Source organism: Janthinobacterium sp. GW460-12-1-14-LB5 (assembly GCF_059423585.1).
Genome location: NZ_JBWKYD010000017.1, coordinates 55720 through 68827, shown reverse-complemented (window position 1 = coordinate 68827; position 13108 = coordinate 55720). Strand labels below are relative to the sequence as shown.

The 13108-nt window shown below is 58.9% G+C and carries 9 protein-coding genes; 6 read left to right on the top strand and 3 right to left on the bottom strand.

Annotation, left to right across the window (positions count from 1 at the left end; all coding sequences use genetic code 11):
• Nucleotides 1-55: 55 nt before the first annotated feature.
• Entirely contained in the window at nt 56-1123 is a 1068-nt protein-coding gene (locus AC07X6_RS18335; protein WP_494791931.1) for an aminoglycoside phosphotransferase family protein, read from the bottom strand.
• A gap of 124 nt (nt 1124-1247) precedes the next feature.
• Nucleotides 1248-2951 carry a group II intron reverse transcriptase/maturase gene (gene ltrA / locus AC07X6_RS18330; protein ID WP_494791930.1) on the bottom strand — a complete coding sequence of 568 codons (1704 nt, stop codon included), beginning with the start codon at nt 2949-2951 and terminating at the stop codon, nt 1248-1250.
• Between the two features lie 1145 nt (nt 2952-4096).
• Between ltrA and AC07X6_RS18325 the strand changes: the two genes are divergently transcribed.
• From AC07X6_RS18325 to rsmA, 4 genes are all read left to right on the top strand, one after another.
• A complete protein-coding gene (locus AC07X6_RS18325) occupies nt 4097-6346 on the top strand; it encodes an LPS-assembly protein LptD (RefSeq protein WP_494791929.1) in 2250 nt (749 codons plus the stop codon).
• A 103-nt stretch (nt 6347-6449) separates the two neighbouring features.
• Complete coding sequence (locus AC07X6_RS18320) at nt 6450-7844, top strand: peptidylprolyl isomerase (protein WP_230539184.1); 1395 nt, start codon at nt 6450-6452, stop codon at nt 7842-7844.
• A gap of 19 nt (nt 7845-7863) precedes the next feature.
• Nucleotides 7864-8913: a 4-hydroxythreonine-4-phosphate dehydrogenase PdxA gene (pdxA, locus tag AC07X6_RS18315; RefSeq protein ID WP_494791928.1), complete on the top strand. Its 1050-nt coding sequence runs from the start codon at nt 7864-7866 to the stop codon at nt 8911-8913.
• A 51-nt stretch (nt 8914-8964) separates the two neighbouring features.
• Nucleotides 8965-9744 (top strand): 16S rRNA (adenine(1518)-N(6)/adenine(1519)-N(6))-dimethyltransferase RsmA, encoded by a 780-nt coding sequence (gene rsmA / locus AC07X6_RS18310; protein ID WP_494791927.1) that lies wholly within the window; start codon nt 8965-8967, stop codon nt 9742-9744.
• Between the two features lie 14 nt (nt 9745-9758).
• On the opposite strand, the gene AC07X6_RS18305 is transcribed toward rsmA, so the two are convergent.
• Nucleotides 9759-10676 (bottom strand): LysR family transcriptional regulator, encoded by a 918-nt coding sequence (locus tag AC07X6_RS18305; RefSeq protein ID WP_230539182.1) that lies wholly within the window; start codon nt 10674-10676, stop codon nt 9759-9761.
• A gap of 227 nt (nt 10677-10903) precedes the next feature.
• Between AC07X6_RS18305 and AC07X6_RS18300 the strand changes: the two genes are divergently transcribed.
• Together AC07X6_RS18300 and AC07X6_RS18295 are read left to right on the top strand one after the other, a co-directional pair.
• Entirely contained in the window at nt 10904-12019 is a 1116-nt protein-coding gene (locus tag AC07X6_RS18300; protein WP_230539181.1) for a porin, read from the top strand.
• A gap of 57 nt (nt 12020-12076) precedes the next feature.
• The gene (locus AC07X6_RS18295) at nt 12077-13099 is read left to right on the top strand and encodes an ABC transporter substrate-binding protein (protein WP_235501823.1); all 1023 of its coding nucleotides are present in this window, start codon (nt 12077-12079) and stop codon (nt 13097-13099) included.
• The last annotated feature ends 9 nt before the right edge of the window (nt 13100-13108 follow it).

The window sequence follows — 13108 nt, the reverse complement described above, 5'->3', positions numbered from 1 at the left end:
CGTTTTCAGTATCGGTAAGTCGGCTGCGCGGACAGGCCGCGCAGCAGGAAAGTGCCTAGAACGTATAGCCGACTTGCGGCGTTTTATTCTCCAGTGCATCGAGCAAGCGCACCAGCGGCTTGAGTTCCGTGTAGCGGTTGGCCGTCTTGCGCACGTAGTCGAGCACGGTTGGCAGGTCGCCCATGTACAGATCCTTGCCATCGCGGTAATTCAGGCGCGAGAACAGGCCGAGGATTTTCAGGTGGCGCTGCAGGGCCGTGAATTCGAAATCGCGGTAGAAGGCGTCGATGTCGGGGTTCACCGGCAAGCCCAGCTGCTTGGCGCGCTGCCAGTAGCGGATCACCCAGTCGAGCACCAGTTCTTCATCCCACTGGATGTACGCGTCGCGCAGCAGCGAGGCGATGTCGTAGGTAACGGGACCGAAGACGGCGTCCTGGAAGTCGAGGATGCCGGGATTGGGGATCGAACCATCGTTGATGTGCATCAAATTGCGCGAATGGTAGTCGCGGTGCATGAATACTTGCTGCTGCGACAAGATATTCGCCGTGATGGCTTCGAATACCTTGTCCAGCTGGGCTTGTTGCACATCCGTCAAGGTGGCGCCCAGGTGCTTGCCGATAAACCATTCCGGGAACAGATTCATTTCGCGCAGGATGAAGGCGCGGTCGAATTCTGGCAGCACGTCGGGTTGGCTGGCCAGCTGGATTTTCATCAAGGATTCCAGCGCTTCGGCGTACAGCACGCTGGCATTGTCGTGGTTCAGGGCGTCCAGATACGTGGTCGTGCCCAGGTCGGAGAGCAGCAGGAAGCCATTTTCCAGGTCTTGCGCGATGATCTCGGGCGCGGACACGCCGGCGCCTTTCAGCAAGCCGGCCACCTTGACAAAGGCGGGCGCGTTTTCGCGCTCGGGCGGCGCATCCATGGCGATCAGTGTACTTCCTGGCAATGTTGTATTGCCTGGCAGCACATCGAGACGATAGTAGCGGCGGAAGCTGGCATCGCTGGAGGCGGGGCGGGCGGAATCGGGCGCAACGAGGTTCAGCGGGGCCAACCAGGCTTTCAACAGGGTCAGGCGAGCGTCGGCGGAGGCCGGCGCGGCAGGGGAATTGGGGGAGAATGACATTAAGCGGCCTGTGGAATCGGGTTGATGGTGCGGAGGGTAGGAGAACCCCATTGCTGGAAGCTCTCCCCCCTAAGAACCGTGCGTGCGACTTTCACCGCACACGGCTCAAGCATAATAAAAGTCCCTATGCAGGGACCGGCTTCGCAATGTGTAAATCGTTTGCGTGCACATTTATATGGCAATTTGGGTGCAATAATACGCGATTTCCAAGGGCGTCGGAACCACCTGCCACACGGTGTTCTATGTGGTGATCATGCCATCCGGTTTCCATGTTCATCTCGTATCCACACAAAGCGCACAAGCCACGTTGGTCGAGGTAGAGCTTGGCCCACTCGCGCCGGTAAGACATGTTTTTCAACATGCGTTCCTGCCGAAGGGTTTCGCCGTACAGTTCCCATTGCGGATCGTAGGGGTGATAGCCGCCCTTGATCTTCGTGTGACGCAGAATCGCTGTACCTGGTAACGAGTACAGTTCCTTCATGGCCTTATTGCCATTCTTTGTGACAACGTCCGCTGCAAACATCCGATTTCCACTCTCGGTTGGGCGCCAGTATCGGTCGCGTATCCAACTGTCGGTTTTCTTCGGATGCCTGCGCATGGCCCAGCGACGAAGCCGCCAGTACAGCAGCGACTCCATCGTCGAAAACGCCTCTTTGGCGACGACAGGGCTGTGATATTGCGCCCAGCCCCGCAGCATGGGGTTCAGCAATCGAATGAGATTCTCCTGCTTCGCCCCGATGTTTTCGCTGATCGTCTTCCTCAGCTTTTCATAGAACGCTTTCATGTTCTTCTTACTTGGCTTGATGAGCAGTGTCCCGGAATATTTTCGGAAGTTCCACCCCAGGAAGTCGAAGCCCTCATCGATGTGCACGATCTTGGTTTTGGCACTGGACAGTCGCAATCCTCTGACTGCAAGAAATGCTTCGATCCAAGGTTTGATTTCCGTCTCCAGCAATTCCTTCGATCCACTGGTAACGACAAAATCGTCCGCATATCGCACGACACCGACTTTGAGCTTGCCTGCCTTTGACTTGCCGAATTTCGCACCGAGGTGCGCAATCAGTTCAGTCTCCAGCCCGTTCAACGTCCAATTCGCAAGGGCAGGGCTGATGATGCCGCCCTGTGGCGTTCCAGCTGTGGTTGCCATTAATTGCTTCCGGTCAACTACCCCGGATTTCAGCCATTTAGACAGGATCAACTTATCCATGAAGACATTGTCGACCAGCCATTGATGGTTGATATTGTCGAAAAAACCTTCGATATCCGCATCTAACACCCAGGTTGCCGATACTTTCCGGCAGGTCTGGAGAAAAATTTGCGACATCGCATCGGCCGTTGAGCGATTTTTGCGAAACCCGTATGAGTTGGGATCACTCAGCGTTTCCAAGACCGGATCCAAGGCCAACAGGTGAAGTGCCTGCATCGCCCGGTCCCGCATGGTAGGGATGCCCAGTGGGCGCATCTTTCCATTTGACTTGGGAATAAAGACCCTCCGTAATGGCAGGGGCCGATAGCCTTGTTTCTTCAACTGCGCAATGGCAGCGAACTTCTGCGTTGCTGAGTCCCACAACTGCTGGTCCACGCCTGCGGTTCGTTTGCCTTGATTCTCTGTCACTCGTTTGACTGCCAGCGCTTTCGCGCTGAACGAGTGGGTTAGCCACCTTTGCAGCGCTTTCGCCCTGCGCCAGTCGCCTTCCTGCGTAGCCTTCGTTAATCGATGCTGCAAGGCTCTCACGTTGCGTTGTACGAGCCGCCAGTTGATGGCGACCCATTCAGTTGGCACGTGCGAGGACGCAGAACCTGCAAGACTGCTGGCGGTTACTTTCATGCTGAACCTCGTGTAGTTGTTCCGACGAGACACAGCGCATCCCCGAAGGGTGAGCTGCATCCCTTCGGGGTGGTTGAAAATGATGCCTGCCTGGAGCCAGTACAGTCGTATAACGACTATTACACCAGATGGAAGTGGGCACCCTTTCAGGCCGGGACAAATCTTGAATCCCTATCCGGACCATTACAGCCCGGCATTCGCTTTCTCCATCCTCCTCTACCCGCTCCCCCAAGGGCGTGCCTTGCGGTTTGCTTGCCGCTATCTCGGTTCTTTGATCGAGCGGCAGGGAATCGGGCTTACCACGTTCCCAACGATATCGACGCGACAACTACATCGCGACTGGCTGTTTAGGGCCCATCTTTCTCCCGGTGGCTGAATGACGACGTATCCCCAGAATCCACGGAGATAACCAGCCACGTACCGTTTGGTTTAGGCCTGCCAGCAGCTTTGGCCTATTAATATTTACGAGGGTTCAAACGATGGTTCACATAACATTGCCCTTGCAGCACTCACCTAGCCCCTAGACCGCATCGCTGCTCGCAGTCTCCAGCCAGGCGTTCGCACGCCGGGCTGCCGGAAAAGAATGGGGGTACGTTGTCCCTGAGGCTTTGCACCCCGCCGTTACCGGCGACGCACACTCAAGTAGGTGACAGATGGTCGTACATCTGGTCATGGCAGCAGTTGCAACACTGAAGCATGACAAGATATCGAAGAGTTTCACTCGGGTATGACTCAGCTGAGAGAAAACCGAGTCTTGCAGAAAGCTGTTGAAATATAGAAAATTGTAAGCAAATGTAAAATATCCACAAGCTTTGCAAATAAACTACAGTTTCAATGTTTTATGTAAACAAAACAGGCAAAGGAATAGCGACTCGCCGGTGATTCGGCGGGCGTATAAGACTGACAAAGCACCTTCTCGTAGCGTGTCTTGTCTTGCTAAAAATGGGTACTCCGGGGAGCCCCTCACTGTTTTATCACTGGTAAACCAGGGATTTGCCTGCGCAATTCCTGCGCTGCTAGCCGTTACTGCTACGTTGCGACCGGGGCCAGCTACCCGAGCTTTAAGGCGTGTCGCACAGATTCCCATATAATAAGGGATTCAAATCAAAAAATCGCCTGTCAATGGTGCTTGCCCCTTCCAATTCATGAGCTGGTTTTCGGCCTCCCCCCCTTCGCAGCGCTGGGCTTTCGCCATCAGCGCGCTCGTCGCCGCCACGACGGTGCCTGTCCACGCCCAGAAAGCGCCGCGCCCGGTTCATGTGGAAGATCCCGACGCGCCTACCGTCATGACGGCGAACAGCATGAACGGGCGGCCGGAAAGGGAGCTCAATCTCGATAAAAATGTCGTGATCGAGCGCGGAAAAACCACAAAAATGACGGCCGATACAGCTTGTTACAAACAAGTTGAAGATCAGTTCGATGCCGAAGGCCATATCAAGATGTGGCGTTTCGGCGATTACTACACGGGTGACGTCCTGAAGCTGAACATGGAGACCGGCAAGGGTTTCCTGCTCAATCCCACGTACCGCTTCGAATTGGGCGGCGGCCAGGGCAAGGCCGAGCGCATCGACTTCATCAACCCTGACGAAGCCAACGTCATCGATGGCACGTACAGTACCTGCGAAGGGCCGAATCCGGACTGGTACCTGAAATCGAGCACCTTGAACCTCGATGCGGGCCGCGACGTGGGCACCGGCAGCAAGACCATCATCTATTTCAAGGACGTGCCGATCCTGGGTACGCCGGGCATCTCGTTTTCGCTGTCGGGGGCACGCCGCTCGGGCTGGCTGGCGCCTACGCCGGGCTTTGCCTCGAAGAATGGTTTCGAGCTGCTGATGCCGTATTACCTGAACATCGCGCCGAACCGCGACCTGACCCTGTACCCGCGCTACATTCAGCGGCGCGGCATCCAGCTCGGTGCGACGGGCCGCTACATGGGCGAAACGGATGCCGGTTTGTACGGCGGTGAGACATCGTTTGAGTTCTTGCCTAACGACAAGCAAACCAAGACCAACCGCTACATGATCAAGTCCAAGCACGAGCAGGCACTGGCCAAGGGCTGGACTTACAGCTGGGATCTGCGCGAGGCGTCCGACAATAATTATCCGAACGATTTTTCGAAAACCGTCGCCACCGCCACCGAGCGCCAGTTGCTGCGCGAATTGCGCACCGATTACCGCACCGAGGACTGGAGCCTGACGGCGCGCGTGCAGAATTACCAGGTGCTGCAGGATCCCGACGCGGTCAACAATCCCAGCCTGACTGTCACGCGTCCGTATGACCGCTTGCCAGCGGTGAACTTCCACGCTGGCAAATACGATGTCTGGGGCGGCTTCGACTGGACCTTCGACGCGGAAGCGACGCGCTTCTCGCACCCGACCCTGGTGCAGGGTTCGCGCCTGGTGGCCGTGCCGCAAGTGAGTTTTCCCATCATGCGCCCTGGCTATTTCGTCACGCCCAAGCTGATGCTCAATGCCAGCGCGTATCAGCTCGATAATGACGCCAGGACCAAGGCGCTGTTCCCATCGACCTCGTTTACGCGCGCCGTGCCGACCTTCTCGGTCGACAGCGGCCTGGTGTTTGAACGCGACACGAATCTGTTTGGCGCCAAGGGTGGTACGCAGACCCTGGAGCCGCGCCTGTTCTATGTCTACACGCCGTACCGCGACCAGTCGCAGTTTCCGAATTTCGATACGGCCGACGGCACGTTCAACCTGACGCAGATCTTCACGGAAAACCGTTTTGTCGGCAGCGACCGCATCGCCGATGCCAACCAGGTCACGGCGGCTGTCGTCTCGCGCTTCCTGCAGTCGGATGGCACCGAACGCATGCGCCTGACCTTCGGCCAGCGTTTCTATTTTGCCGACCAGCGCGTGCAGCTCAATTCGACCACGCCCGTGAACCAGTCGCGCTCGGATATCCTGCTGGCCGCGACGGGCCGCGTGTCCGAGACTTGGACCGTCGACAGCCTGGTGCAGTACAATCCCAGCGATCGCCTTTTGATGAGCTACAACTACAGCTTGCAATATCAGCCCGGTGCCAAGAAAGTATTGAATTTCAGCAATCGTTTCCAGCGTGGCAGTTTGCGCAATGCGGAAGTGTCGACGCAATGGCCGTTGACGGACCGCCTGTATGGCGTGGGCCGCATCAGTTACTCCTTGCTGGACCGACGCATGCTGGAAAGCCTGGTTGGCCTGGAATACAAGGGCGATTGCTGGGTGTTCCGCATGGGAGCACAGCGTTTCGTGACGACGGCCAATACTGTTTCGACGCCGATCTTCTTCCAGCTGGAATTGACGGGCTTGTCGAATGGCCTGGGTCTGGGCGCGAATGGCCTGGAAACTTTTACAAAAACCATCCCTGGTTACCAGACATTGAGCCAGCCACTCCGTTAAGATAGGCACCGTTGCCGCCGCCGGTGTTCCCGGCGCTGGCACAAACCGGTTTTTTTATTCACCTGAACTCATGAGCGCTCTACACATTATGCGTAATGCCAGTATGCACCAACTCAAAATTGCAACGGTTTTGTTGTGCGCCATTTCCGGCGCCACGACCAGTAGTGTCTGGGCGCAACAGGCTGCGCCAGCTCCTGCGGCCCAGCCCGCTGCCGCGGCCGCCGCGCCGGTCAAGGGGTTCACGCCACCGGCCTCGAGCAGTGGCCAGACCATCGACTCCATCGCCGTGGTCGTCAATGACGATGTGATTACGCGCAATGAAGTGGCGGCCCGTATCAAGAGCGTGGAGCAGCGCATGAAGGCGCAGAACGTGCCCTTGCCCGATCCTGCCGACCTGCGTCGTCAATTGCTGGAACGCATGATTGTTGAGCGCGCACAAATGCAGCTGGCCAAGGAAATGGGCGTCCGCGTGGATGACCTGACCCTGGACCGCGCGATCGGCCGTATTGCTGAACAGCAAAAAATGACGGTGCAAGAGCTGCGCAACCAGATGGAAAAAGAAGGCACGCCGTTTGCGACCTTCCGCGAAGAAATCCGCGATGAAATCATCATGCAGCGCCTGCGCGAGCATGAAGTCGACGCCAAGATCCAGATTTCTGATTCCGAAGTGGATAACTTCCTGGAAGCGGAAAAAGCGGCCGCCAGCGAACAGGTGGAACTGAACCTGGCGCAGATTCTCGTGCGCATCCCGGAAAATTCCAGCCCTGAACAGATCGCCGCGCGCCGCGCGCGCGCCGAAGAAGTCAGCCGCCAGCTGCGCACGGGCGCTGATTTCGCCAAGATGGCCGCCACGTATTCCGACGCCAGCGATGCGCTGAGCGGCGGCGATATCGGCTGGCGCCATAGCGACCGCGTGCCGCCCCTGTTCACGGAACAGTTGCTGAAATTGAAGCCGGGCCAGATCACGCCTATCATCAAGAGCAATACGGGCTTCCATATCCTGAAGCTGGTGGACCGCCGCAGCGCGGCCGAGGCGCAAGCCGTCGCTGCCGTGCAGCAGACGCATGCCCGCCACATCCTGCTGAAAATAACGCCGACCCTGTCGGCGGCCGAAGCCAAGCGCAAGTTGCTGGAATTGAAAGAGCGTCTCGATAACAAGGCCGCCAAGTTCGAAGACCTGGCCCGCTTGTTCTCGAACGACGGTTCGGCGGCCAAGGGCGGCGACCTGGGCTGGCTGTATCCAGGCGACACCGTGCCGGAATTCGAAACGGCGATGAATGCGCTGAAACCGGGCGAAGTGAGCCAGCCGATCGAATCGAGCTTTGGCTTCCACCTGATCGAAGTGCTGGAACGCAAGAGCGACGACGTTTCGAAAGAGAAACAGCGCGCCGCCGCACGCAATGCCTTGCGCGAACGCAAGCTGGAAGAAGCGACGGAAAACTGGGCGCGCGAAGTGCGCGACCGTGCCTACGTCGAATTCCGCGCGGACGACCAGTAATGCTGCTGATTCATTGCGCATGAGTAACTTGCCCCTTGCACGCCGCCCGGCCATCGCCATCACGTGCGGCGAACCGGCCGGTGTCGGCCCGGAAATCTCCATACGCGCGGCCTGGGCCATGCGCAATGAAGTCAACTGCATCCTGCTGGGCGACGCCGCCTTCCTGGCGCTGACGGCCAGCCTGATCGATCCGGAGATCCGCCTGGCGGCGCTGTCGCTGCAAGCCGTGCGCAACAGCGGCCTGCCCCAGTTCGGCCCCGGCCGCCTGGCCGTGATCGATATTCCCACCGTCAATAATGTCATCCCTGGCGTGCTGGACAAGGAAAACGGCCGTTCCGTGCTGGCCACCCTGGACGCGGCCGTGGAAGGCATAGCCGCCGGCTGGTTTGGCGCCATGGTCACGGCGCCTTTGCAAAAAAGTACCATCAACGACGCGGGCGTGGCCTTTTCCGGCCATACGGAATACCTGGCAGAAAAAACCGGCACGCCGCAGGTGGTCATGATGCTGGCCGGCGAACCGGGTCATGGCGAACCGACCCTGCGCGTGGCGCTGGCCACCACGCATCTGCCCTTGAAGGACGTGTCCGCTGCCATCACCATGGACAGCCTGGCCGTCACGCTCGATATCATTCAGCTTGATTTGCAACAGAAATTCGGCATCGCCGCGCCGCGCATCCTCGTTACCGGCCTGAACCCGCACGCGGGCGAAGGGGGGTATCTGGGCCGCGAGGAAATCGATGTCATCGCGCCGGCGATTGCCGCGGCGCAAGCGCGCGGCATTGATGCGCGCGGACCGTATCCGGCTGACACCTTGTTCCAGCACAAATACCTGGCGGATGCCGATTGCGTGCTGGCCATGTACCACGACCAGGGCTTGCCCGTGCTGAAATACGCCACCTTCGGGCGCGGCATCAATGTCACCCTGGGCTTGCCGCTGATCCGCACCTCGGTCGATCACGGCACGGCGCTGGACCTGGCCGCGCAGGGCCTCGGCCTGGCCGATTGCCACAGCATGGAGCAGGCGCTGCAAACGGCGCTCGGCATGCTGCGCGCCAGCACCCGCGCCTGATATCCACCGGTCTTACCCCGCTACACCGCCTCTAGAATAGAAAAACAGAATATGAAACACGTTGCCCGCAAACGCTTTGGCCAGAACTTCCTGCATGACCGCTTCGTCCTCGACGACATCACGGCCGCCATCGCGCCGCAGGCGGACGATGCCATGGTCGAGATCGGCCCCGGCCTGGGCGCCATGACGGAGCAGCTGCTGCGCCATTTGAAACAGATGCATGTGGTGGAACTGGACCGCGACCTGATCGTGCGCCTGGAAAAGACCTTCAATCCGGCCAAGCTGACGATCCACTCGGGCGACGCGCTGAAGTTTGATTTCGCGCAAATCCCCGTGCCGGCCGGCCAGAAGCTGCGTATCGTGGGCAACTTGCCGTACAACATATCCAGCCCGCTGCTGTTCCACCTGGCGGACTTCGCCCCGCTGGTGAAAGACCAGCATTTCATGCTGCAAAAGGAAGTCGTCGAACGCATGGTGGCCGAACCGGGCAGCAAGGCGTATGGCCGCCTGTCCGTGATGCTGCAATGGCGCTACAACATGTCGCTGCTGTTCATCGTGCCGCCGACGGCCTTCGATCCGCCGCCGAAAGTGGAATCGGCCATCGTGCGCATGATCCCCGTGGCCGAGCGCCTGGCCTGCGACCAGGCCACGCTGGAGGCGGTGGTCATGAAGGCTTTCTCGCAGCGCCGCAAGGTAATCCGCAACTGCCTGGCCGGGATGTTTACGGAAGAGCAGATCAAGGCGGCCGGCATCGACCCGACCCTGCGTCCGGAAACCGTGGGGCTGGAGCAGTATGTGGCGCTGGCAAATCTGTTGAAGGCGCCCGCCTAAGCCCCTGGTTTAACTTAAAACCACTGGTCGACCTGCTGCAGATCCTGCCGCAGGGCCGAAAAACAGTCGTCCACATGGTGGTTGCGGCTGATTTCATTGCGCCGCATCAAGGCGATCTTGCGCTTGCACGTGGGCTGGCGCAGCGGTGCCACGTGCAAGTCCTCGTCATTGAGGAAGGTCGTGTACAGGCTGGGCATGATGCCCACGGCGATGCCGGCGCGCACCACGCCATACAGCGACTCGCTGTGTATCATCTGGTACAGGTTTGAGGGGCTCAGGCCATGCTGGCGCAGCGCGCTCGAGGCGAACTCCCAGATGCTGCCCTTGGTAAACACGACGATTTCCTGGCCCGCCAATTGCTCCCAGCGCACTTCCTTGAGCGGCGCCAGCGCATGGCGTCCCGCCGTCACCAGCACCAGCTCGTCTTCGAACAGGCCCACGCTTTCCAGCGAGACGGAACCGGGCACTTCGATGCCCACGCAAAAATCCAGCTGGCCTGAATGCAGCGCGTGCAGCAAGCCGTCGTTGGGCATGTCCGACAGGACGATTTCCACTTCATCGCCATGCTGCTCGCAGTAGCGCGCCACCACCACGGCCGTCATCGCCATGGCCGAGGGGATGGCGCCGATGCGGATGCGGTGCCGGCCGCTGCCGATGGCGCGCTGGATATCGGCAAAGGTATTGCTGGCCGTATTCAATAAATGCGTGGCGTATTCGAGCGCCAGCTTGCCTTCGCGCGTCAGTTCCAGCTGGTGGGTTGTGCGGTTAAACAACTTTTTTCCCAGTTGATTTTCCAGCAGCTTGATCGAGGCGCTGAGGGCCGGCTGGGTCACGCACAATTCCTGTGCAGCCTTGCTGAAGCTGTTTACCCGGGCTAGGGTGGCAAACGCTTGCAAATGTCGTAAGGAAATTTTCTTGCTCAGTTCATGCATGGGCGTTGCTTATTAGAAAAAGTAATGGATTTATAAAAATAAACAAATTTTCTTATCCCGCAATTTACCATATTCTGGACTGGTCTTTACTTGTCTTGAAAGCAACAATCTTCAGGGGAAGCGCCTGGAATGCGGCGCCGACACTGGCGGCGGTGCATCAGGCAAGGGACGCAGCAATAAAATAATTCCAAAAAAACTCAGGGTTTCTTCTTTTTAGGGTGGCGGCGATGAACAAATGGATGACGGGAACGATGGTAGTGGGGGGCTTGCTGGCGGCGCAGGGCGCGGCGCAGGCGCAAAGCAGCGTGCAAGTGTATGGGCTGTTGTCGGCCGGTATCGGCTATGTGTCGGACGAGGGTAACGGCAGCCGCACGCATGCGCTGAGCGGCACGAACCAGAATCCCCGCATCGGTTTCCGCGGCCAGGAAGACCTGGGCGACGGCACCAAGGCCATCTTCGTGCTGGAAAACGGTTTTAATGTGATGACGGGCACGGCATCGCAAAGCGGCCGCCTGTTTGGCCGCCAGTCGTATGTGGGCCTGTCCAGCAACGACAAGGGTACGCTCACCCTGGGCCGCCAGTACGAAGCCGTCAAGGATCTGCTGGGCCCGGTGGTCATCGCCAGTAACGGCGTGCACATCGGCGACAACGACAATGGCTACAACAACCTGCGCGTGCAAAATGCCGTCAAGTACGTCAGCCCGAACATCAGCAACCTGTCGTTCACGGGCTTGTATGGTTTCAGCGAAAACCCGGAAGACTCGAACCGCAACCGCGTCTACAGCATGGGCGCCGGCTACAAGGTCGATGCCTTCAGCTGGGCCGTCGCCTACACCAAGATGGACCGTCCGAACAGCCCGGATGCGCCGAATGGCGCCATCGGCAATGACTATGCCAGTTCCCTGTTGATTTTCAACAAGAGCGCCGTCAAGGGCGCGGGCGTGGACAGCCAGGCCATCGCCGGCACGGGAGGCTTTTATAATGTGGGCAAGACCAAGTTTGGCGCGCTGTACACCAATGTGCGCTACCACTACCTGGATCAAAGCAATCTGACCCTGCAAAACGTGGACTTGAACGTGAATCACAAGCTGACGGAAGCGCTGAACCTGGGCGCGTCGTATTTCTTTACCACCGGAAAATATGACGTGATCAACAAGACGCCGAAATGGCATCAGGTCAACTTCCAGGCCGATTACTTCCTGTCCAAGCGCACCGACGTCGCCGTCACCTGGAGCTACCAGAAAGCGGCCGGCGATGCGACGTTCGCCCGCGTGTTCGGCTTTGGCGCCTCGGGCGGCAAGACGCAAAGCGTGCTGATCGTCGGCATGCGACATTATTTCTGATTCTGATTCATCTTTACAGGCGCTGTCCCGCAGCGCCGCCCCCTGAAAGGAAGCATCTTGAAAAAGCACCTCATGTTGGCGTTGAGCCTAGGCTTGCTGGCTAACGCCGCCCACGCGGAAAAACGCGAGCTGGTCATTTCGGCCTACCCGATTGCCCAGCCCTTGTTCATGAAGTATGTGTACGAGCCGTTCAAGGCCAAATGCGGGTGCGATATCAAGGTGGAAACGGGGAATAACGCGGACCGCATCGCCAAGCTGGTGGTGCACGCCAAGAACCCGGTGATCGACCTGGTGCTGCTGTCCGATTCCGGCATGCTGGAAGCGGCGCAGAAGGGCGTGATCCAGCCCATGGATTACTCCAAATTGAGCAATTACAAGGCCCTGTACGACGTGGCGAAAAACCCCATCGGCGGCAACTTCGCCGTCGGCTACACGCTGTACTCGGTCGGCCTGGTGTACCGCAGCGACAAGATCGCCCCGCTGACGTCCTGGAAGGACCTGTGGCGCCCCGAACTGAAGGGCCGCGTGGCCTTCCCCGACGTGAGCACCACGCAGGGCCCCTTGATGCTGCGCATGGCCGATGCGGCCTGGGGCGGCAAGACGGACGACTACGCCACGGGTTTTGCCAAGATCGTCGGCATGAAGGGCAACGTCGTCACGTTCTCGAAAAACAGCGCGCAGCTGGCGGCATTGTTCGCACAGGATGAAATCTGGGCCGCGCCCGTGGCGCGTTTTACCTGGTCGCAAATGCTCAAGACGGGCCTGCCCCTGAAGTGGAGCATCCCGGCCGAAGGCCAGGCGGCCGGCATGAACGTGATGGGCATCGTTGCCGGTTCGAAGAATGCGGACCTGGCCTACCAGCTGATGGATTTCTGGCTGTCCAAGGAAGTGCAGACGCAGCTGGCGACCAACCTGGTCGACTCGCCCGTCAACAAGGACGTGCGCCTGTCCGTGGCCGCCGCGCAATTCAACACCTATGGCGCCGACCAGATCAATTCGCTGAAATTCGTCAAACCGGAAACCATCATCAAGCAGCGCAGCAACTGGATGACGCAGTGGAACAAGGCCATGAGCAAATAGTGGTGACGA